27 protein-coding genes are annotated in these 21301 nt (G+C 59.8%); 23 read left to right on the forward strand and 4 right to left on the reverse strand.

Annotation, left to right across the window (positions count from 1 at the left end):
* Nucleotides 1-205: 205 nt before the first annotated feature.
* The 3 genes from fdxA to BM416_RS08935 all read right to left on the reverse strand — a co-directional run bounded on the left by fdxA (nucleotide 206) and on the right by BM416_RS08935 (nucleotide 3804).
* Nucleotides 206-529: a ferredoxin FdxA gene (fdxA, locus tag BM416_RS08925; RefSeq protein WP_092487451.1), complete on the reverse strand. Its 324-nt coding sequence runs from the start codon at nucleotides 527-529 to the stop codon at nucleotides 206-208.
* A gap of 142 nt (nucleotides 530-671) precedes the next feature.
* Nucleotides 672-3263, reverse strand: a complete 2592-nt coding sequence (mutS, locus tag BM416_RS08930; protein ID WP_065926522.1) for a DNA mismatch repair protein MutS — start codon at nucleotides 3261-3263, stop codon at nucleotides 672-674.
* 214 nt (nucleotides 3264-3477) lie between these two features.
* Nucleotides 3478-3804: a DUF2388 domain-containing protein gene (locus tag BM416_RS08935; protein WP_092487454.1), complete on the reverse strand. Its 327-nt coding sequence runs from the start codon at nucleotides 3802-3804 to the stop codon at nucleotides 3478-3480.
* Between the two features lie 205 nt (nucleotides 3805-4009).
* Between BM416_RS08935 and BM416_RS08940 the strand changes: the two genes are divergently transcribed.
* From BM416_RS08940 to recX, 23 genes are all read left to right on the forward strand, one after another.
* Nucleotides 4010-4753, forward strand: a complete 744-nt coding sequence (locus tag BM416_RS08940) for a LexA family transcriptional regulator (protein ID WP_169899530.1) — start codon at nucleotides 4010-4012, stop codon at nucleotides 4751-4753.
* A gap of 595 nt (nucleotides 4754-5348) precedes the next feature.
* On the forward strand, nucleotides 5349-5693 hold the full coding sequence (locus BM416_RS08945) for a phage holin family protein (protein ID WP_092487457.1): 345 nt from the start codon (nucleotides 5349-5351) through the stop codon (nucleotides 5691-5693).
* A 20-nt stretch (nucleotides 5694-5713) separates the two neighbouring features.
* Nucleotides 5714-6229: an ATP-binding protein gene (locus tag BM416_RS08950; RefSeq protein ID WP_092487460.1), complete on the forward strand. Its 516-nt coding sequence runs from the start codon at nucleotides 5714-5716 to the stop codon at nucleotides 6227-6229.
* A gap of 3 nt (nucleotides 6230-6232) precedes the next feature.
* Entirely contained in the window at nucleotides 6233-6844 is a 612-nt protein-coding gene (locus tag BM416_RS08955; RefSeq protein ID WP_092487463.1) for a phage baseplate assembly protein V, read from the forward strand.
* 9 nt (nucleotides 6845-6853) lie between these two features.
* Nucleotides 6854-7186: a phage baseplate protein gene (locus tag BM416_RS08960; RefSeq protein ID WP_092487466.1), complete on the forward strand. Its 333-nt coding sequence runs from the start codon at nucleotides 6854-6856 to the stop codon at nucleotides 7184-7186.
* Nucleotides 7183-8178, forward strand: a complete 996-nt coding sequence (locus BM416_RS08965) for a baseplate J/gp47 family protein (RefSeq protein ID WP_092487469.1) — start codon at nucleotides 7183-7185, stop codon at nucleotides 8176-8178. Before BM416_RS08960 ends, BM416_RS08965 begins: the two co-directional genes overlap by 4 nt.
* Complete coding sequence (locus tag BM416_RS08970; protein WP_092487472.1) at nucleotides 8175-8804, forward strand: phage tail protein I; 630 nt, start codon at nucleotides 8175-8177, stop codon at nucleotides 8802-8804. The genes BM416_RS08965 and BM416_RS08970 overlap by 4 nt, the downstream gene beginning before the upstream one ends.
* Nucleotides 8805-10259, forward strand: coding sequence for a phage tail-collar fiber domain-containing protein (locus BM416_RS08975; protein ID WP_092487474.1), 1455 nt, complete (start codon nucleotides 8805-8807; stop codon nucleotides 10257-10259).
* Nucleotides 10260-10268: 9 nt separating this feature from the next.
* Nucleotides 10269-10697, forward strand: a complete 429-nt coding sequence (locus tag BM416_RS30550) for a tail fiber assembly protein (RefSeq protein ID WP_175539046.1) — start codon at nucleotides 10269-10271, stop codon at nucleotides 10695-10697.
* An 86-nt stretch (nucleotides 10698-10783) separates the two neighbouring features.
* Nucleotides 10784-10975, forward strand: a complete 192-nt coding sequence (locus BM416_RS08985) for a hypothetical protein (protein ID WP_092487477.1) — start codon at nucleotides 10784-10786, stop codon at nucleotides 10973-10975.
* A gap of 2 nt (nucleotides 10976-10977) precedes the next feature.
* A complete protein-coding gene (locus tag BM416_RS08990; RefSeq protein WP_092487480.1) occupies nucleotides 10978-12144 on the forward strand; it encodes a phage tail sheath protein in 1167 nt (388 codons plus the stop codon).
* A complete protein-coding gene (locus BM416_RS08995; RefSeq protein WP_092487483.1) occupies nucleotides 12144-12650 on the forward strand; it encodes a phage major tail tube protein in 507 nt (168 codons plus the stop codon). The genes BM416_RS08990 and BM416_RS08995 overlap by 1 nt, the downstream gene beginning before the upstream one ends.
* A 50-nt stretch (nucleotides 12651-12700) precedes the next feature.
* Complete coding sequence (locus BM416_RS09000) at nucleotides 12701-13273, forward strand: phage tail assembly protein (RefSeq protein ID WP_092487486.1); 573 nt, start codon at nucleotides 12701-12703, stop codon at nucleotides 13271-13273.
* The gene (locus BM416_RS30805) at nucleotides 13270-13395 is read left to right on the forward strand and encodes a hypothetical protein (protein ID WP_017844653.1); all 126 of its coding nucleotides are present in this window, start codon (nucleotides 13270-13272) and stop codon (nucleotides 13393-13395) included. The genes BM416_RS09000 and BM416_RS30805 overlap by 4 nt, the downstream gene beginning before the upstream one ends.
* A 5-nt stretch (nucleotides 13396-13400) precedes the next feature.
* Nucleotides 13401-14864: a hypothetical protein gene (locus BM416_RS09005; RefSeq protein WP_092487489.1), complete on the forward strand. Its 1464-nt coding sequence runs from the start codon at nucleotides 13401-13403 to the stop codon at nucleotides 14862-14864.
* The gene (locus BM416_RS09010) at nucleotides 14864-15247 is read left to right on the forward strand and encodes a phage tail protein (protein WP_065938716.1); all 384 of its coding nucleotides are present in this window, start codon (nucleotides 14864-14866) and stop codon (nucleotides 15245-15247) included. The genes BM416_RS09005 and BM416_RS09010 overlap by 1 nt, the downstream gene beginning before the upstream one ends.
* Nucleotides 15240-15452, forward strand: coding sequence for a tail protein X (locus BM416_RS09015; RefSeq protein ID WP_027604555.1), 213 nt, complete (start codon nucleotides 15240-15242; stop codon nucleotides 15450-15452). Before BM416_RS09010 ends, BM416_RS09015 begins: the two co-directional genes overlap by 8 nt.
* Nucleotides 15453-15461: 9 nt before the next feature.
* Complete coding sequence (locus BM416_RS09020) at nucleotides 15462-16472, forward strand: contractile injection system protein, VgrG/Pvc8 family (RefSeq protein ID WP_092487492.1); 1011 nt, start codon at nucleotides 15462-15464, stop codon at nucleotides 16470-16472.
* A 22-nt stretch (nucleotides 16473-16494) separates the two neighbouring features.
* Nucleotides 16495-17052, forward strand: a complete 558-nt coding sequence (locus BM416_RS09025) for a glycoside hydrolase family 19 protein (RefSeq protein WP_092487495.1) — start codon at nucleotides 16495-16497, stop codon at nucleotides 17050-17052.
* A complete protein-coding gene (locus BM416_RS09030) occupies nucleotides 17040-17540 on the forward strand; it encodes a lysis system i-spanin subunit Rz (RefSeq protein ID WP_092487498.1) in 501 nt (166 codons plus the stop codon). Before BM416_RS09025 ends, BM416_RS09030 begins: the two co-directional genes overlap by 13 nt.
* Nucleotides 17541-17621: 81 nt before the next feature.
* A complete protein-coding gene (locus BM416_RS09035) occupies nucleotides 17622-18122 on the forward strand; it encodes a CinA family protein (protein WP_092487501.1) in 501 nt (166 codons plus the stop codon).
* Between the two features lie 83 nt (nucleotides 18123-18205).
* Nucleotides 18206-19264 carry a recombinase RecA gene (gene recA, locus BM416_RS09040; RefSeq protein ID WP_065926514.1) on the forward strand — a complete coding sequence of 353 codons (1059 nt, stop codon included), beginning with the start codon at nucleotides 18206-18208 and terminating at the stop codon, nucleotides 19262-19264.
* An 8-nt stretch (nucleotides 19265-19272) separates the two neighbouring features.
* Nucleotides 19273-19740: a recombination regulator RecX gene (gene recX, locus BM416_RS09045; RefSeq protein ID WP_012722522.1), complete on the forward strand. Its 468-nt coding sequence runs from the start codon at nucleotides 19273-19275 to the stop codon at nucleotides 19738-19740.
* A gap of 207 nt (nucleotides 19741-19947) precedes the next feature.
* Here the strand turns inward: recX and BM416_RS09050 are convergent, their stop codons facing one another.
* Complete coding sequence (locus BM416_RS09050) at nucleotides 19948-21060, reverse strand: LOG family protein (RefSeq protein WP_065926513.1); 1113 nt, start codon at nucleotides 21058-21060, stop codon at nucleotides 19948-19950.
* Between the last annotated feature and the right edge of the window lie 241 nt (nucleotides 21061-21301).

Consider the following 21301-nt stretch of genomic DNA (forward strand, 5'->3'; position numbering starts at 1 on the left):
ACGGATTGACACAGCCATCAAGGAACGATGGTTGAAGGAACATCGCAGGATGCGATTCATCAGGATGATGAAAAGGAACACAGGGACTAGGGAAAAAATGTGGGCGGGTCATACCGCCCCTTTTTTCGTCTATAGAAAAGTGAATGCGCTCCCCGGAACGCAAAAAAGGCCCTTCAAGGGCCTTTTTTATTGGGCAGCGGCGCTTTTAGCGCTCTAGTTGCTCAATCTTGTTGGGTTTGCCATCCCATTCGGTGGCATCCGGCAACGGATCTTTCTTCTCGGTGATGTTTGGCCAGATTTCAGCCAATTCAACGTTCAACTGAATGAACTGTTCCATGCCCGCCGGGACTTCGTCCTCGGAGAAAATGGCGACGGCCGGGCATTCAGGTTCACACAGGGCGCAGTCAATGCACTCGTCCGGGTGGATGACCAGGAAGTTCGGGCCTTCGTAGAAGCAGTCCACCGGACACACTTCTACGCAGTCGGTGTACTTGCACTTGATGCAGTTGTCGGTGACGACGAAGGTCATTTCTAATTCTCTCCTCAGGCGGCGGCAGCGAAACCCTTTGTGGTAGGGCTCGCGAGGTTCGGGAGCGATAGTCTGCAGGCCAGGCTAAGAGCCAGCAGCATCCCAAACCGCGCGAGAGTCTATCAGCTTGCAAGCGTGAGCGTTATATCCGAGTCTTCAGTGCATATAACATTTCCAGCGCTTTTCGCGGCGTCAAGTCGTCCAGATCAAGCTTTGCCAACTCATCCAGCACCGGATGGGGCAGGCTGGCGAACATATCGCTCTGGTGCGGCGCAGCAGGTTTGCGGCTGGCCTTGGCAGGGCTGGCCACCACGGTTTCATGGGGCAGGGCCGTGGTTTCCAGGCGGCTGAGGTGTTCGCGAGCACGGGTGATCACGTCGTTCGGCACGCCAGCCAATTGCGCCACGGCCAGCCCGTAACTCTGGCTGGCCGGCCCTGGCAGCACGTGGTGCAGGAACACGATGCGCTCGTTGTGCTCGGTGGCGTTCAGGTGCACGTTGGCCACCAGCGGCTCGCTTTCCGGCAGCACCGTCAGTTCGAAGTAATGGGTGGCAAATAGCGTATAGGCACGCAGGTGCGCCAACCGCTCGGCCGCCGCCCACGCCAGGGACAGGCCGTCAAACGTACTGGTGCCGCGACCCACTTCGTCCATCAGCACCAGGCTGCGCTCGGTGGCGTTGTGCAGGATATTGGCGGTCTCGCTCATTTCCACCATAAAGGTCGAACGGCCACCGGCCAGGTCATCGCTGGAGCCGATCCGGGTGAAGATACGATCCACCAGGGACAGCTCGCAACTGGCTGCCGGCACAAAACTGCCGATATGCGCCAGCAGTACGATCAACGCGGTTTGACGCATGTAGGTGGATTTACCACCCATGTTCGGCCCCGTAATCACCAACATGCGCGTATCGTCGTCCAGCGACAGGTCGTTGGCGACGAACGGCGTGGTCAGCACCTGTTCCACCACCGGGTGGCGCCCCTGCACGATGCGCATGCACGGCTCACTGACAAACCGCGGGCAGTTCAGGTCGAGATTCAGCGCCCGTTCGGCGAGGTTGCTCAGCACATCCAGCTCCGCCAGGGCGGCGGCGGTGTCCTGCAGCGGCGCCAGCTGGCTGATCAAGTCTTCCAGCAACGCCTCGTAGAGCATCTTTTCCCGGGCCAGGGCACGGCTCTTGGCCGACAGCGCCTTGTCTTCAAACTCCTTCAGCTCCGGGGTGATAAAACGCTCGGCTCCCTTGAGTGTCTGGCGGCGTTGATAGTCGATGGGGGCCGACTCGGCCTGCTTGCTCGGCAACTCGATAAAGTAGCCATGCACGCGGTTGTAGCCCACCTTCAGGTTGGCCAGGCCGGTGCGGGCTTTTTCGCGGGCTTCCAGGTCGATCAGGAACTGCCCGGCGTTTTCGCTCAGGGACTGCAGTTCGTCCAGTTCGCTGTCGTAGCCGGTCTTGAGTACGCCGCCGTCACGGATGATCGCCGGCGGGTTGTCGATAATGGCCTTTTCCAGCAGCGCTGCCAGTTCCGGGTAGGTACCGGCCGTTACGGCGAGCTGTTGCAGGTGCGGCGTGTCCAGTTCGGTCATCGCCACTTGCAGTTGCGGCAGGGCGCTGAGGGCATCGCGCAGACGCGCAAGGTCACGGGGCCGGGCATTGCGCAGGCCGATCCGCGCCAGGATGCGCTCGATGTCGCCGATCTCCTTCAACTGCGGCTGCAGCTTTTCAAAGCGATAGCCGTCCAGCAGGCAGGTAATCGATGTCTGGCGCGCCTGCAGCACCGTCAAATCCCGCAACGGACGGTTCAACCAGCGGGTCAGCAGACGGCTGCCCATGGCGGTTTGGCAGCGGTCGACCACCGATTGCAGGGTGTTATCGCGCCCGCCGGACAGGTTGGTGTCCAGTTCCAGGTTGCGACGGCTCGCGCCATCGAGCACCACGGTATCGTCCAGGCGCTCGTGGCGCAGGCTGCGCAGGTGCGGCAGGGCGGTGCGCTGGGTTTCCTTGGCATAGCTGAGCAGGCAACCCGCAGCGCCGATGGCCAGGGTCAGGGTTTCGCAGCCGAAGCCTTTAAGGTCCTGCACCGAGAACTGCTGGCATAGACTTTTCAGCGCCGAGTCACGCTCGAAATCCCACGGCGCACGACGCTTGGTCCCACGGCGTTTTTCCGCAGGCAGATCCTTCGGCCAATCATCCGGGATCAACAACTCCACCGGGTTGATGCGCTCCAGCTCCGCCAGCAGGTTTTCCCAGCCCTTGATCTCCAACACGCTGAAATTGCCGCTGGTGATGTCCAGTACCGAAAGCCCGAACAAGCGCTCATCGCCCAGCACCGCAGCGATCAGGTTATCGCGACGCTCATCCAGCAGCGCCTCATCACTCACCGTCCCCGGCGTAATAATGCGCACCACCTGGCGTTCCACCGGGCCCTTGCTGGTGGCCGGATCGCCGATCTGCTCGCAGATCACCACCGACTCGCCCAGCTTCACCAGCTTGACCAGGTAACCCTCCAGCGAGTGGTAAGGAATCCCGCACATCGGAATCGACTGCCCCGCCGACTGCCCGCGCGCGGTCAAGGTGATGTCCAGCAACTTGGCGGCCTTCTTCGCGTCTTCATAGAAGATCTCGTAGAAGTCGCCCATGCGATAGAACATCAACTGATCAGGGTGCTGGTTTTTCAGGCGCCAGTACTGCTGCATCATCGGGGTGTGAGAGGACAGATCGGACGTGTTTTTACTCATTGGATAATAGGCAAATTCGTTGAAAGGAGTGGGGCAAAGGTGGGGCACTCGGCCCTGCTGATTTTGCAATGGCCGCAAGGTTAACACGCGAGGTCGGCCCTTCGCAGGTCGCAAACGGATAGGTAAAACGCAAAGTGGGATGGCGCATTTGTTTAAATGCGCAACGCTTCTGCAGGGACGTGTCGCTGTTGGCACGCAGCCGAAAATGCTTCCCTCAGTACGATGAGGCGATCGCCTTGGCCAGTTGCATGTCGGACATAACAGGCGAGGCGTAGGTCGAGCGATAGTACCGAGATGCCTGTTCGAACTCAGCACCGCGGATCTCGCCGTCCGAACCGATAAAGGCCAGGGCATCGGTTTGGGACGATGTGAAAAGCTTTGGCGCATCGGTCGTGAGAGCGCTGGCTCCCCCAATCAGGATGGTGGGCACGAACGTCGTGTACATCAGCGCTTTATCGAAAGGGTTGGCGTTTTCTGCGGCCACTGCTGGGGCGCCGATCAATACCATGACAGCGATTGCCAGAGTCTTCCATGAGTCCATTCTTCGAAGCTTCCATTTCTGTGAGAGGGCGGCACGATAGCAGAGGCGGTCCCTTTGCAGATATAAGGCGCTCCCGAGCACAATGAATCCCGCGCTGAAGATGCGCTTTCGATTGAAGCAGGTCCGCTGAAAGGTATTCCGAGTGCATAGTTAATGCATGGATGATGCAAATTAGCATTTGCCAACCCCAAAAACTCCCGTCACTATCGCCGCTATGCAAAAACGCAACGTTTCTATCGTCTTAAGAGAACTGCTGGACCGCGACCGGATCTCCCCCACGGAGCTTCACCGGCGTACTGGCGTGCCTCAATCCACGTTGTCCCGGATCCTCAGCGGCAAGATCGTCGATCCGTCGGATAAACACATCTCGCGCATCGCCGAGTACTTCCGCGTCAGCACCGATCAACTGCGCGGGCGCGCGGCGGTGGGGGCTTTGCGCGATGACGGGCGCGACCCGATGCATTCGGAACTCAAGGATATAAGCCTGTGGGACGACGACACGCCCGTTAATGATGACGAGGTGTCTATTCCCTTTCTGCGCGAGGTTGAATTGGCTGCTGGATCAGGAAGATTCGTCATCGAGGAAAGCGAGAAGGCTAGCCTGCGTTTTGGAAAGCGCAGCCTGCGGCATAACGGTGTGCAGTTCGACCAGGCCAAGTGTGTGACGGTGCGCGGCAACAGTATGCTGCCGGTACTGCGCGACGGCGCGACGGTCGGCGTGAATGCTGGCAAAAGTGGCATCGGCGACATCGTCGATGGCGACTTGTATGCCATCAATCACAATGGCCAGCTGCGGGTTAAACAGCTCTATCGCCTGCCTTCCGGTATTCGTCTGCGTAGTTTCAATCGCGATGAACACCCGGATGAGGACTACAGCTTCCAGGATATCCAGGATGAGCAGATCAGCATCCTTGGGCATGTGTTCTGGTGGGGGATGTACGCCCGTTAACCTCCTTGCGTAAGAGAGAGCCCGCCATCGAGCGGGCTTTTTTTCGTCTGTTGAAAATCGCCAAACCCTTTGCCCGCAAGGCCTAAAATGCATTCGTGCATGAGCTGGCTGAAAATAAATGCATTGGTGCATTGACTGTATATGCATACATGCATATCCTTCATCTCAAGCCAGCCAACAAGGTGGTGGAGGCGGCAAGGATGCTGCCAAGGAAGACAAGGAAGGCACGCAACATCGGCAAGGACGCCATCAGAGCGATGGCAGGGACGCCAGGCAACACCGGCAAGGATGCCGACGCTCTTTAGTGACACCGCTTCAGCAACAGGCAGCGATGAACCGGCCTTAACGGTTCAGAGGGTTGGCAACTGACCCGGGTGTGCAGCGTAAAGCACCAGAAGCAGTTATCCGGCAGACAGGGATCGTGGTCGGAAAAACATCGAGGAAAGATCCGTACCGCGCCAGTAGCGCCGAAAGATCGAAGCTGGACCGCATTACTGAAAAGCCCGGGCAACCGGGCTTTTTGGAATGCCTACCTACACATGGATTTACCCAAAAGCCGGTGTGTTGCCGGCATTGCTCAGCCAGGAGGCGTGACATGACAAACGAGCAGCAAGCGTTAGCGGAAATGCCTATCTGGCTGGTGATCGCATTGGCGCTGATTGGCGGCGTATCCGGCGAAATGTGGCGCGCCGACAAGGAGGGCGCCCGCGGTTGGTCGCTGGTCCGGCGCCTGGCCCTGCGGTCCGGGGCGTGCATGGTCTGCGGGGTTTCGGCATTGATGCTGTGCTACGCCGCCGGCATGTCGATCTGGACCGCCGGCGCCATTGGTTGCCTGACGGCCATGGCCGGCGCGGACGTCGCCATCGGCCTTTATGAACGCTGGGCGGCCAAGCGCATCGGGGTCAACGAAGCGCCGACATCCCGCTCGGATCGGCAGTAACTGCTGCAAGGACGCAACTGATGACACTTATCGAAAAAACCTCCCAACTACCTGTAGCCATTGAGGGGGCGCTGAAGCGTGCCTTCCCACAATTACAGGTAGGCAACCACCAGGACGTTGGCGGCGCCGGGGATCACACTGGCGTGCTGATCAGCGTGGAACGCAACGGCCCCGGTGTGCGTTCCCGTGAAGGGCGCAAGGCGCATGCCTTGTCGGTATCACTCAGGGTTACGGTCGCCAGCGCGGCGGCGCCTTTTGACGCGTGCGACCTGGCCAGCCAATTGATGGACCTGGCCCTGGATAACCGCTGGGGCCTGCCGTCGGACCAGTGCGATTTACCCACGGCCGTCGTCGCGGCGCCCTCTGGGCTCGCCAGCGCCGAAACGGACTACGACACCTGGACCGTGTCCTTCACCCAAACCCTCTATCTCGGCCCGTCGTTGCTCGAAGATCCCACCGGCACACCGCTGTTTGCCCACACCTGGGAAGTCTCGGACATCGACGATCCGGATCAATATCGGCCCCTGCAGGAGTAGGCCATGTTCGACGCATTGTTACGCATGCAACTGGGACCGATTGTCGAGCGCCTGGCGGAAATGGAAGCCCAGCTCGAAGACCTGTATCGACGCGCGGACAGTTTCTGCCGCATTGGCGTGTGCCAGGAGGTCGACGCTGCCAGCAATACCTGCAAGGTCAGCCATGGTGAGTTGCTTACCCCGGCGATTCGATTCTTCAACCCCAGCGCCGGTGCGCAGACCGAAACCCGTATTCCATCGGTGGGCGAACAATGCCTGCTGCTCAACTACGGCGGTGGGGAAGGGGGCATGCAGTCTGTGGCGCTATTCGGGCTGAACAGTAGTCTGTTTCCACCGGTGTCCAGCGTGGCTTCGCTGACCCGGCGGCGCCATCAGGATGGCACCCAAAGCGACTACGACGATGCCAGCCACACCTTCAACTGGATTAACGGCCCAACCACGTTCAGCGGATCCCGCGAACAGGTCGACATCAAGGTCGGCGCTGCCAGCCTGATCCTGAGTGCCCAGGGCATCACCCTGCAACTCGGCGCCACCGGCCTCTCGCTGGATGCCGCCGGCGTGCATTTGAGCGGCCCGCTGGTGGATCACCAGGGCCGCGTGATCAGCCGCGCATAAGGATTTGCCATGATCGGAATCGATAGGAACACCGGGGCAGCCGTCGATGACTGGCTGCAATTCGTACAGCGTGCCACCCGAGCGCTGACCACCCCCTTGGGCACTCGCCAGAAGCGCCCGTTGTACGGCTCGATGATCCCGCAACTGCTCGGCCAGAACCTTGGCGATGACCTGTTGATCCTCGCCCAAAGCCACGCCGCGCAAGCGTTCTACAACAGCGAGAACGGCATTGCCGACTTCCAGCCCCAGGTCATCGTCGCCACCCGCCAGGGCGCCGGGTTATTGCTGCGTTTTGCCGGTACCTGGAAAAACCGCCAACAATCCTTCGAGGTCGTGACATGAGCATGCTGATCCCAGGCCAGAACCAACTGGCGGAGCCGGCGATTATCGCGATCGATGAGTTCGAACCACTGCTGGCGGAGTTCAAGGCGTTTGTCGTCGACTACGTCGCCACCCGCGCGCCGCAGAGCGCGGCCAGACTCAAGGTCAGCCTCGACAACGAAAGCGAGCTGTTGACCCTGGCCCTGGAAGCGTTTTGCGTACGCCTGCAAACCCACGAACGCAAATACAACGCCCGCATCAAGCAGATGCTGGCGTGGTGGGCCACCGGCAGCAACCTGGATGCACGCCTGGCCGATATGGGCCTGGAACGCCAAGTGCTCGACCCCGGCGACCCGGCGGCTTTCCCACCGGTGCCACCCACCCTGGAAAGCGACGACGACGCGCGCCTGCGCTATTACCTGGCGCCCCATGCGCCGGCGGCTGGTTCGCGGATGCAGTATCGCCGCGAAGTCTTCACCCTCGGCGAGCGGCCGTCGGTCAAGGTGCAAAGCGCCACACCGGGCGTGGTGACCGTCAGCTACACCTTCGATCCGGATGGCTATGCGGCCCGGGTCAAGGATGGCAACGGACGGCGCACGGCGCCTGGCGAAGTGATGGTCACCGTGCTTTCAAGGGAAGGAGATGGCACGCCGTCCGCCGATTTGCTTGACGGCGTACGTCGACATTTCGCACGGCCCGATGTACGGCCTGAGACCGACCTGGTCACCGTCCAAGGTGCGCAAATCCTGCCTTACAAAATTCGCGTGGTGGCCAGGATCAACGCCGGTCCGGATTCCGGACTCACCCAAGTCGCCGCGCAGAAATTGCTGCAAGACTATGCAGAGTCCTGCCATCGCCTGGAAGGCCGCGTAGACCCAAGTTGGATCGACTATGCGATCCACAGCGCCGGTGCCGCGCAGCTGCAGATCCTCGAGCCGCTGGCGCCGATCATCAGCACGGCATTCCAGGCCCCGTATTGCACGGGCGTCGAGGTGGAGGTGCGCACGCTATGAGTGAACCCAAAGCGAGCTTGTTGCCTGCCAACAGCTCACCGCTGGAGAAGGCTTTGGATCTGGGGTTTGGTACGTTGCTGGAGCGGGTCACCCCACCGTTTCCCGAACTGATGGACCCGGATCGTACACCCGCGGCGTTCTTGCCCTACCTGGCGGCGGACCGGGCGGTCAACGAGTGGAGCGCCACAGCCCCTGAGGCCGAGAAGCGCCTGACCGTCAAACTCGCCTGGCCCACCACGCGCCGGGCCGGCACCCGCCAGGCCTTGGAAAATGCCGCCAAGGGCCTGCAACTCAGCCCTGAAGTGCGCGCCTGGTACGAACAGAAACCACCGGGCGTGCCCTACAGCTTTGCAGTACGCGCCTGGACCGATTTGCCCTACAGCGAAACCATCGATGCCCGACTCGACCGCCGCCTGGCCGATGCCAAAAGCGAACGCGACATCCTGTCGATCTCCGTGGGCCTGAGCGCTTTCGGCCGCCACAGCATTGGCGCCGCCACGCTGTGCGGCGAACTCACCATGATCTACCCAAACGTGCTGGCGGGCGTCGAGGCCTCGGGCCGCGCCTTTATGGCGGCCGGTCTGTACAGCGTTGAAACCACCACCCTTTATCCACAGGAGCACTAAATGGCTGACTATTACACCCTGCTCACGAATGCGGGGATCGCCTACGAAACCGTCTGCAAGGCGGCCGGCGTGCCGATCAAACTGGCGCAGATTTCCGTCGGTGACGGCAACGGTGCCGTCTACAACCCCGACGCCAACGCCAATGCGCTCAAGCGCGAAGTCTGGCGTGGGCCGCTGAATGCGCTGTTCCAGGACGAGAAAAACGCCAACTGGCTGATGGCCGAAGTCACCATTCCATCGGATGTCGGCGGCTGGTATGTGCGGGAAGCCGGACTGTGGACGGACACCGGGATCTTGTATGCCGTCGTTAAATATCCGGAGTCGTATAAACCGGTGCTGGCGACGTCGGGATCGGGGAAAGAGTTTTATATTCGCTCGATCTTTGAGACCAGTAATGCGTCGATCGTGACGTTGTTGATTGATGACACGGTGGTGAAGGCAACTCGGGCTTGGGTGATGGACTACCTGGCGAAGGGGACGTATTCCAAGGCTGAGATTGAGGCGATGATTGCCAAGGCTTCGGCGTTGCCAGTGGGGTCTGTAATCGCGTTCCCTGTGGACAAAATCCCGCCGGGTTTCTTCGAGTTAGATGGGAGTGTAAGGAGCGCTGCGGCTTATCCCGACTTATCAAGCTTTCTAGGCTCAGCGTTCAATAAAGGTGACGAAGGTGTTGGGAATTTTCGACTGCCGGAATCGCGTGGTGAATTTTTGCGAGGCTGGGACCATGGGCGGGGGATTGATGTAGGCCGTGCGGTTGGTGGCTATCAGCCTAGCGGTGGAGTCGTAATGGGAATTGACGGTAGGCTTTCCAGTTCTGCTGGAACTATTGCCCCGTATAGCGTGGTTGTACCTGCTGACGGAAGTCAGACCGCTTGGCTTAATACAGGGGACGCGGGAAGTGCTTCCGATGTTGATCTCAAGTTTTCACTTAGTTCTTCGGCGCTTAAACCACGAAACATAGCCGTTATTTGGTGTATCAAAGCTTGGAACGCCCCCATCAATCAGGGAAGCATTAATATTGCAGCCCTCGCGGCATTGGCTGCCCAAGCGACCGAACTCAACCAAGGCACCGCAAAGGTCGCCACTGCTGTGCAAATGCTTGATAGCGCAAATGATTTGGTAATGGTTACACCAAAAAAGCTGCGCCTGGGTTTTGCCGCGAGTTTTACCCCAACGGGTTATTTCGTTTTCCCAAGCTGGTTAGGCGGCTTGGTTATTCAATGGGGCGCCGTTGAATATCAGACAGATGGCGATAGCTTACTGGCCGTTTCATTTCCTGTTGAGTTCCCAATTTCTGTGCTCTATGCCGACTGGACTGTAGAGAGCGGCATTCTGAGTTCCGTGATCGGGTCTTATGTGCATCAGGTGACGAAAAAAGGCATGTACTTGACGTGCGATAAGCAAGTTTCATCTGTGGCAACCGTTGTCGCGCGCTGGTTTGCATTCGGCAGATAAGGAGAATCTATGCGTTTTTACAGTCCATCAACAGGCTGCACGTACTTGCCAGCGATGCATGGCGAGAGTATTCCGGGCGATGCAGTGGAAATCTCGGATGAAGTTTTTCTACGGGTCATTGCAAATCCAGAACGAGGAAAGGTCCGGGCGCACGATAACAACGGGCAGCCCTACTTGATCAATGCCCCGGTCTTTGAGGTCGACCTTGAAGGTGTTGAGCGCATGTGGAGAGACGCGGAAATTGAACGAGTTAAATGGCTGCGTGAGCGTCATCGCGATCAACTTGAAATTGGCACTGAAACCACGCTGAAGGATGAGCAGTTTTCTGAATTGCTGCTGTATGTGCAATCTCTGCGCGACTGGCCGCAATCATCCGCCTTCCCGGATAGCGAGCACCGTCCCATAGCTGCGCCCTGGATTGCCGAGCTAACCAAATAACGCCCTGCACTGACGGGGCGTTTTCTTTCCCGAGTTGGAATGACCCGCCGCCCTGAGCGGTTTTTTTGTGCCTGGAGATCCCACCTATGACCCACCGCCAAACCTACACCGTCCTCATCCCATTCCCAACCGGAGGTGGCCATTGGTCCACCGTCGGCGAGGAACTGGACCTGCTGGACGTCGAAGCATCCGCCCTGCGCACCGCTGGCCGCCTGGAACTGACCAGCGTCCTCAACGCCACCCCGGCCAAAAAGGCCACTACCCAGAAGGCTGACTAACCATGGCTGAGGTTCTGAACTTCGAGCACAACGGCATCACCGTGAATGCCACCGAATCCCCCGAGGCCATGGGTGGCCTTGGCGACAATGTGATCGGCCTGGTCGGCACCGCGCCGAATGCCCATGCGTCGATCCCGAAAAACGCGCCGTTCCGTATCAACAGCTTCACCACCCAGGCGCTGCTGGACCCTACCGGCGCGGAGACTGGCACGCTGTTCCACGCGGTCTACCAGATCCTCAAAGTGGTCAAGGTGCCGGTCTACGTGGTGATCGTGGAGGAGGGCGCCACTCCGGCGGACACCCTCAACAATGTGATCGGCGGCAACGAGCCGGGCACCGGTCGCAAGCTGGGACTGGCGGCACTGGCCAGCGTGCCGGAAGACCTGACCATCATCGGCGCCCCTGGCTTCACCGGTACCAAGGCTGTGGCGGGTGAGTTCGCGGCCTTCGGCAAGCGCATCAAGGCCCGTGTAGTGCTGGATGGCAAGGACGCGGCGGTGGCCGACCAGGTGACCTACAGCGGCGAACTGGGCGGTGCCGAGCTTGGTTTCGACCGTTGCCTGCTGGTGCACAACATGCCGTCGGTGTACTCCAAGGCGGCGAAGAAAAACGTGTTCCTCGCGCCGTCGTCCCTGGCGATCGCTGCGCTGGCCAAGGTCAAGCAGTGGGAAAGCCCGGGGAATCAGGTGACGTTCGCCGAGGACGTTTCCCGCGTGGTCGAGTACAACATCCTCGACACCTCCACGGAAGGCGACCTGCTCAACCGTTACGGTGTGAGCTACTACGCCCGCACCATCCTCGGCGGTTTTTCGCTGCTGGGTAACCGTTCCATCACCGGCAAGTTCATCAGCTATGTCGGGCTGGAAGATGCCATCAGCCGCAAGCTGGTCAAGGCGGGTCAGAAAGCCATGGCCAAGAACCTCACCAAGTCCTTCATGGACCAGGAGGTCAAGCGCATCAACGACTGGCTGCAAACCCTGGTCGCCGACGAAACCATTCCCGGCGGCAGCGTGTACCTGCACCCGGAACTCAACAGTGTCGAGAAGTACAAGAACGGCACCTGGTTCATCGTTATCGATTACGGCCGCTATGCGCCGAACGAACACATGATTTATCAACTTAACGCCCGCGATGAAATCATCGAGCAGTTCCTGGAGGACGTTCTCTAATGTTTACCAACCGAGTCAGACAGGCCATTGCGGCCACCCTTCAAGGCCTGCCGTTGTCCGCGACGGTCGAGGAGTTCACTCCGCCGAAGATCGAGTTCGACATGGAGTCCATGTCCGGCGGGCGCTTTATCGCCGAAGAAATGGCCAAGAGCGGCAAGGTGCTCAATGCCACCCTGGTGCTGCAAGGTGCCGGCCCGGAAATCATGTTGGCCCTGGGCGTGCGCCTGGGGGATGACATCCTGCTGAACGTGCGGGAAGCCGGCCAGGATCAGGACGGCAAGACCTACTTCACCTATCACACGGTCGGCGGCAAGCTGAAATCCCTGGCCGAAGCCAAGTTGAAGATGGGCGACAAAGCTCTCACCACGCTTGAGCTTTCCTGCCGCACTTACAACCGCCTGGAAAACGGCATCCCGGTCATCGACATCGACGTGCGCACCCAGAAGTTCGTGCTCAATGGTGTCGACATCCTCGGCGATGCCCGCCGTGCGGTGCTGATTCCGTAACTCCCCGGGGGCGGGCGTGCTCGCCCCTTACTTCATCAAGGAATTGCCCCATGGCCTGGATGCCACCGCTGCACCTCCTGCTGTCTCCGATCACCGCCGACACCGGCGCGACGATCCAGCAGGTGCAACTCAAGCCGCTGTACTACGCCGCGCAAAAAGCCGCGCTGGCACGGGCCGGTGATGACGAGGACGACCAGTTTTTCGAACTGGCGAAACTCGCCACCGGCCTGTCGGAAAAAGAACTCGACCAGCTCAAGCGCCCGGACTACGTGACAATCGCCCAATACGTACATGAAATGTCGACGCGCCCTGCGTCGTTTTTCCTCGGTGAGGCTGAGCAACCGGCCCACGACCAGCCGGTCCAATTGTTGCTGCCCCTCGAGGCTGCGGGTCGTAGCCTCACCAATCTGCCCCTGGAAATGCCCGCCCTGCGCGCCACCAAGGTGATGAAAAAACTCCCCACCAACAAAGAGCGCGCTGAGTTCATCACTGCTCACTGCACTGGCCTGATGATCCCCGATCTTGCCGGCCTGACTGTGCCCGACTGGACGGAACTGCAGGAGCGTATCGACGATTTTTTAAATCAACCGGCGGACTTCTTTCGGAGCGCGACATCGAAGTGATCCTCGATGTGGTGCCGCTGATTTATTCGGTCAATGAGGCGGAGATTCTTGACTGGGACGCCGGCAAAGCATTGCGCCGCTACGACATTGCGATCACTCGCCTTGGCGTTAAACAGGAGTAAGCGGGATGCAAGAGACTCAATATCAGACCAGGCTCGCCCAGGAAGACAAGCGCTGGATGATCGGCGATGTGGAACTTGGTAATGTGCTCGCGCCGTTTTCCGCAAGCCTTGCCACACCTCTGAGTCTGGAGGCGACGCCGCAGCCGCAGTCGGAACTCAGCTCGGCACTGATCACCGTCAGTGTGGATATCAACGCCTTGACCCTGGAGCAAGTACGGCTGCGTGAGACACTGGAATCGCTCAACAGCACGTTGTTCATTACGAGCGGAGCACTGGCGGGCCCGGCTGGCGGCTCCATCAGCAGTGAAACGAAAAGCACGCCGGAAGGAAAAGCGTCTGCCGACGAATCCTCGATCACACAGTTGCTCAAGTGGTCGGGTGAAGGCCTGGCGGAGTCGGCCAGGACCAAGGTTTCAGACAAAGCACTTGAGGTGACGCTTGGTAAAATTCCCGGCGTCGGCGCGTTGTTCAAGGGCGCCAGCAAGGGGAGCGACGGTTGCTGCCCAGGCGTCAGCGAGGCGCTACGTGGGCGCGAGCGCTTCGGACCAAAGTACACGAGCGGGCGCAAAAAATCGGGTAGACCAAGGTTGGCGAGGTTGAGGAACACCTCTACCTCCAGCAAAGCGACCAGTGGGTTTAACTCGACGGTGCGCAACCTGTTCGAGAAGGTGAGCAAGGTGTTGGAAGCCCCACGATTAGGCTTTCATGGCGGCGCAACAACTCAACGTGTCTCCCCAAGCCCAAGCCCGCCGGACACTTGGCAGGGGAGCAATGTCGTGCGCAATCTGGCGTCAGGCAAGGGCGTCGGGTTAATTGACGCGTTGGAACGAGGCTTGGTTCCGATGCCCGTCCAAGTGGGCGTGAATACTCCCCACCCTATATCGCCCAGCCCTTTGAGTCATTCCACTGGGGAGGTTGCCCGCGTATCAACGCCAGCAACCTCCCGCCTGGCTGACACGATGATCCGGCTGGAGTCGGTCGGAGCCCGCCGTCTCGGTCCGATGCGGTACGTCGACGCTGCACTCAATGTGGTTCAAGGCGTACGCAACGGTGACGTAAACGCCGTCGGCTCAGGCCTCAGCACCGCCGGTGGTGCCTGGGCCGGTGCCTCCGCAGGCGCCGCTATCGGCACTCTGATTTTCCCCGGCGTTGGCACTGCTGTCGGTGGCGCAATCGGTGGTTTGCTCGGCAGCGAGGCAGGCAGTTGGCTCGGTGACAAACTGTTCGGCTCAACGGATCGCCTGCCTGCGCCCAATGCGGTGAGCAAGGAACTCAACGCGGCGCGTACGGACAACGTGCAAGTCACCATCGCCCCGAGTATCCAGATCACCGGTGTAAACCCCGCCGACGCCCAGCAGGTCGTCAACCAGGTAATCCAAGCCTTGCAGTTCCAATGCATGCCGATGGTCGCCGACACCCTGGGCATCCGACGCAACGCGGCACTGGCCGATCCTCCAGGAGGTGATTGATGCGACAACAAATGGTACTCGGCGACTTTATTTTCGGCTTGTCTCGAGGATTCGCCTATTCTTCGTTGGTCCGTGCCAGCGATGGCGGCTGGAGTGACCTGGCGATTATTGCCAGCAAGTCGCAGTCGCGGCAGAGCGGTCAGAAGCTGGAAAAACTCACATTCGGCGGCACAGCCATGTACGGCGTAGGCATGCAACGCCTGGACGAATTGCGCGCGCTGCAAAATGCGCGAGCGCCATTGCCTCTGGTTGACGGTATTGGCCGTAACTGGGGCTTGTGGCGGATCAATTCGATTGTGGAAACCCAGAGCAATGTCATCGATGACGGCACCGCCATGGTCATGGCCTGGACGCTGGAGCTGGAGGAGTTCGTCAATGCGTAGAGTGCGAAGTATCGCCGGTGATTCGGTCAACCTGTTGCTTTATCGCGAGGTGGGCCGTTGCGACGACACGGCGGAGGAAACCCTCTGGCGCCTGAACCCCGAGCTTGCCGAATATGGCCCGGTGCTGCCGGCCGGCGTGTGGGTGATCGTGCCTGAACTGCACGCTCGGCCCGGAGCTGTGCGACCCGTTTTGGCCTGGGATTAAGGAGGCGGCATGGCACAGGGATTTACGCCTATCGTGGAGTTTTATGGTGCCAACGCGGCGCTGCTCAATCAACGCTTGATGCACTGGAGCCACACCGACGCCGCGGGCATTGAGACCGACCGGCTGGAGCTGACCCTGAATATCGAGGGCCTGGACGGCCTGCCCACGCTGAACGGCAAGATCGGCTTGCGTGCCGGTTACCTGGAATCGGGGTTGGTGGAAAAGGGCGAGTTTGTCGTCACCCAACGCACACCGGTGCTGTTTCCCATGCGCTTGATGATCGTGGCCACCGCAGCGCCCTTCAGCGTGGTCGATGCAACGGGTTACCGCCAGCGTCGATCCGCCAGCTACGGTCCGACCACCCTGGGCGCGCTGTTTCGCCAACTGGTCAGTCGTCACGGCTATTCACCGCGAGTGGCGCCGGCGCTGGAGGGGATTGCGATTGCGCACATCGACCAATCCAATGAAAGTGACATGGCGTTCATTTCGCGCCTTGCCCGACTTTATAGTGCAGTCACCAAACCGTTCAACGAACTCTATGTATTGGCCGAAGCCGGCCAAGCCAAATCGCTCTCCGGCCAGCTGCTGCCGGAAGTAAAGCTGTCCGTGACGGATGACAATCGCCCCGGTGAACAAAGCTTTATCACCGCCAAGCTCGACGAAAAATCCCGCTCGAAATACCAAGGCTGCCGCACCAGTTGGTGGGATGCCTCCGCCGGCAAGCAGCGAGTCGTCCAGGTGGGGAATGCGCCGTTCAAAACCTTGCGCCAACGCTACCAGAACGAAGCCGAGGCCCGCGCCGTTGCCGAAGGCGAACTACGTCGTGTGGGGCGTGAAAATTTGAAGTTGCTGATCGATTGCCCGGGCAATCCATTGTTGGCGGCGGAAGGGTTGTTAGTGCTGGATGAGAGCTGGCCGTCCTATATGCAGGGGCGCTGGTCGATAAAGCAGGTGGTTCATGTCGGCGATCCGGCGACGGGATACCGTAGTTTGATCACGGCCGGTGGGTTGTCGATATAGCTACTTTTCGAGAGTAAAACCAATGGTGATAACACTCCCCCAGCTGCTTGACGTTATGCCGGATGCCCGCCTTAGAGCGGGCGTTTTTTTAATGCCCTTGAATGCGGCTTTCGTTCGTTTCGAGATCAACTGTGCGAAGCGCATTGCCGCCTTCCTCGCCCAGATCGGCCACGAATCCAGTGAGCTGCGTTACGTGCGCGAGTTGGGCAGCGATCACTACCTGGGCAAATACGACACCGGCAGCCTGGCCGCACGCCTGGGCAATAGCCCCGAAGCGGATGGTGATGGCCAGTTGTACCGCGGCCGAGGACTGATCCAGATCACCGGTCGGCGCAATTACCTGGCTTGCAGCCAGGCGCTGTTTGGTGATGATCGTCTGTTACGGGAGCCGATGTTGCTGGAGCAACCGCAATGGGCGGTTGAGTCGGCCGCTTGGTTCTGGCAGATCAATGGCCTGAATGAGCTGGCCGACAAGGACCAATTCACCACCATTACACGGCGTATCAATGGCGGGCTGAATGGGCTGGCGGATCGCTTGCGGCTGTGGGCGCGGGCGAAGGCGGTGTTATGCGTTTCCTAGGGACCTACCAACTGATCGGTGCTTGCCTGTTGGTGGCGGTGACCTGGCAGGTACAGGCCTGGCGCTTGGGGGTACAACTTGAGCGCCAGGCTTCTGCCCATGCACAGGCGCTCAGCCAGCAAAGCCAGGCGGCCTTGCATCAACAACAGGCTGAACAGGACAAACGGCTGGCCCTGGAGCAACAGCTCAGTGCCAGCGACCAACACCATGCTCGGGAGTTGAGCGATGCCCAACATAACCAGGCTGCTCTGCGCGACCGTCTGGCCACTGCTGATGTGCGGTTGTCAGTCCTTCTCGACGCCACCGAAGCCGCCGATGGCTGCGCAGTGCCAAGTACCACCACCACCGGCGGCCTGGTTCATGCAGCCGCACGAGCCCGACTTGACCCGGCGCATGCTCAGCGAATTATCGGCATCACCGATGCCGGCGACCAAGGACTGATCGCCTTGCGCGCTTGCCAGGCGTATGTGCGCGCTGTCGCCCGCTGATCTCTTGTTCCAGCCTGTCGCTTGCACGAGCGATTTGCTCCTGTAGGGTAGGCAAACCCCCGCCCACTTCTGGAGACCGTCGTGAAGGAAATCACTCAACTTGCCGCTGACCTGGGCCGCCGCCTGCAGGTGCTCAATGCCCACGTCACCACGGCCGAATCCTGTACCGGTGGCGGTATCGCCGAGGCCATTACGCGGATCCCGGGGAGTTCGGCCTGGTTCGAGGCGGGGTATGTCACCTATTCCAATCGGCAGAAGACCCGGCAGCTGAATGTGCCGGAAACCTTGTTTCCAAAGGTTGGGGCGGTCAGCCGGGAAGTGGTGGAGGCCATGGTGCGCGGCGCCCAGGAGAAAAGCCTGGCGCGCTTTGCCGTGGCGGTCAGCGGTGTGGCGGGGCCCGATGGTGGTTCGGTGGACAAGCCGGTGGGCACCGTGTGGCTGGCCTTTGGCGTTGGCGAGGAGGTCACGGCCGAGCTTCAGCACTTCCCCGGCAACCGCGACGAGGTCCGCCGACAAACGGTGAAGGCCGCGCTGGAGGGCTTGTTGCGACGAGCTGCAGCAGAAATAGAAAATCAGGGGTAGGCGATCTCCGATCTTTGTGGAACAATACTGTCTACTTATACAGGTGTTGGCCGTCAGGCCTTATTGATTACGTGAGGACTTTAATGGACGACAACAAGAAGAAAGCCTTGGCTGCGGCCCTGGGTCAGATCGAACGTCAATTCGGCAAGGGTGCCGTAATGCGTATGGGCGATCACGACCGTCAGGCGATCCCGGCTATTTCCACTGGCTCTCTGGGTCTGGACATCGCGCTCGGCATTGGCGGCCTGCCAAAAGGCCGTATCGTTGAAATCTACGGTCCTGAATCTTCCGGTAAAACCACCCTGACCCTGTCGGTGATTGCCCAGGCGCAAAAAATGGGCGCCACGTGCGCGTTCGTTGACGCCGAGCACGCCCTGGATCCTGAATACGCCGGCAAGCTGGGTGTCAACGTTGACGACCTGCTGGTGTCCCAGCCGGACACCGGTGAGCAAGCCCTGGAAATCACCGACATGCTGGTGCGCTCCAACGCCATCGACGTGATCGTGGTCGACTCCGTCGCAGCCCTGGTACCCAAGGCTGAAATCGAAGGCGAAATGGGCGACATGCACGTGGGCCTGCAAGCCCGCCTGATGTCCCAGGCGCTGCGTAAAATCACCGGTAACATCAAGAACGCCAACTGCCTGGTGATCTTCATCAACCAGATCCGCATGAAGATCGGCGTGATGTTCGGCAGCCCGGAAACCACCACCGGTGGTAACGCGCTGAAGTTCTACGCGTCGGTCCGCCTGGACATCCGCCGTACCGGCGCGGTGAAAGAAGGTGACGAGGTGGTCGGTAGCGAAACCCGCGTCAAGGTCGTGAAAAACAAAGTGGCTCCGCCTTTCCGCCAGGCTGAATTCCAGATTCTCTACGGCAAGGGTATCTACTTGAATGGCGAGATGATCGACCTGGGCGTGCTGCACGGTTTCGTCGAAAAGTCCGGTGCCTGGTATGCCTACAATGGCAGCAAGATCGGTCAGGGCAAGGCCAACTCGGCCAAGTTCCTGGCGGACAACCCGGATATCGCTGCCACGCTTGAGAAGCAGATCCGCGACAAACTGCTGACCCCAACACCAGACGTGAAAGCTGCCGCCAACCGCGAGCCGGTTGAAGAAGTAGAAGAAGCCGACACTGACATCTGAAGTAAACGATGACCGTTGTACTGGATACACTCGTCGCCGTTCGGCGTACCGCAATGGACCTGCTCGCTCGCCGCGAGCATGGTCGAGTCGAGCTGACGCGTAAGCTGCGTCAGCGCGGCGCGGAACCTGAGATGATCGAAACCGCCCTTGACCGTTTGACGGAAGAGGGGCTGCTTTCGGAATCCCGTTATCTCGAAAGTTTTGTCTCCTACCGAGCCCGTTCCGGCTATGGCCCGGCCCGTATTCGCGAAGAGCTGAGCCAGCGCGGTTTACAGCGAGCCGATATCGACCTTGCCTTGCGTGAGTGCGGTATCAGTTGGCAGGCGCAATTGGAAGACACCTGGCGCCGCAAATTCTCGGGCCATCTCCCCATTGATGCCAGGGAGCGCGCAAAGCAAGGGCGCTTCCTGAGTTATCGCGGTTTTTCTATGGAGATGATCAGCCGCTTACTCAGCGGTCGAGATATGGACGACTGAACAACCTTGTTGTGTGGTGAACGGCCTTGTTGTGCGGTGAATGGGCTTGTTTGTGGTGAGCGGGCTTGCCCCGCGCTGGGCTGCGAAGCAGCCCCAATGGCCTCACCTTCGATCTAAACCTGAAACACCAAACCTGAAGCACCCAAAAAAGGCCCGCTATGAAAATAGCGGGCCTTTTTGCGTTTCTGGATCCTGCGTTTCTGGATTTCACGCCGGCTGCGGCGCTACCCGCTGTTGCGTCTTCCCCTGAGCCTGCGCCCAGTTCTCCGGCAAGTTGATGTAATCCACCAGTTCCCGCAACCGGCCCTGGTCGCGGCCATTGAAGTTAAACACCAGTCGCGTCAAATGGCTGAACTTCGGCTCATCATGCTCCTCGCCCGTATAGGCAAGCTGCTGGAATTCTCCACTCAACCGCAGGCTGGCAAATTCACTCTGCAAATGAGCCAGCGCTCGATCGCTGAGCGGGTGATTCATGCGCACCACAAACTCACGCTTCAACCAGCGCGTGGAATGGAAGTTGGCATAGAACTGATTGATCTCTTCCACTGCCTCTTCAGCGCTGTACACCAGGCGTACCAGCTTGAGGTCAGTGGGCAGGATGTAGCGATTGGCTTCCAGTTGGCTACGGATAAAGTCCAGGGCGCCTTGCCAGAAACCGCCACCCGGCGCATCCAGCAACACCACCGGCACCAGCGGGCTTTTGCCGGTCTGGATCAGGGTCAATACTTCCAGCGCTTCATCCAGGGTGCCGAAACCACCCGGGCACAACACCAGCGCATCGGCTTCCTTGACGAAGAACAGCTTGCGGGTAAAGAAGAAGTGGAAGGACAGCAGGTTCTCGGTGCCATCGATAGTCGGGTTGGCATGCTGTTCAAACGGCAGGGTGATATTGAACCCCAGGCTGTGTTCCAGGCCTGCCCCTTCATGGGCCGCCGCCATAATGCCGCCGCCACCACCGGTGATTACCATCAGGTCCGAACGGGCCAGTGCGGCACCCACCTCGCGGGCCAAGGCGTACAGTGGGCTTTCCACCGGGGTGCGTGCCGAGCCGAACACCGTGACCTTGCGGCGCCCCTTGAACTGTTCGAGTACGCGGAAGGCGTGGTCCAGTTCGCGAATGGCTTGCAAGGTGATCTTGGCGTTCCAGCGGTTGCGGTCGTCCTGGGCCATGCGCAGCACGGTCAGGATCATGTCGCGATACAGGGGGATATTCGGGCTGTTGGGGGCGATCTGCTGGAGCTGAGCTTCAACTTGCTGCGTAAGGTCAGCCCCGTTTTCTTCAAAATGCCGGAGCAGGCGGTCATTCGGTTCGTAAGGCATTCAACTTCTCCTTCTTCACAGAGGCTGGGCCAACGGCGAGAGATTCGTCCGGGGGCCACGACACTGCATGTGTCGCTGCATACCAAGGCATTGCACGTGTTCGCCAGGCAGCAAACGGGCTCTGTATATTCCTTGTGATTTAAAAACCTTTGCACTGCACGTCGCAGGAGGGCAACCCTCTTTTGCCCTGGAAATGTTACAGAACGGCGTGGAAGCCGTGATGAACGGGCGGTCGGGATGA

Origin of the sequence: Pseudomonas sp. NFACC42-2 (assembly GCF_900116055.1) — a bacterium.
GTDB lineage: Bacteria > Pseudomonadota > Gammaproteobacteria > Pseudomonadales > Pseudomonadaceae > Aquipseudomonas > Aquipseudomonas marginalis.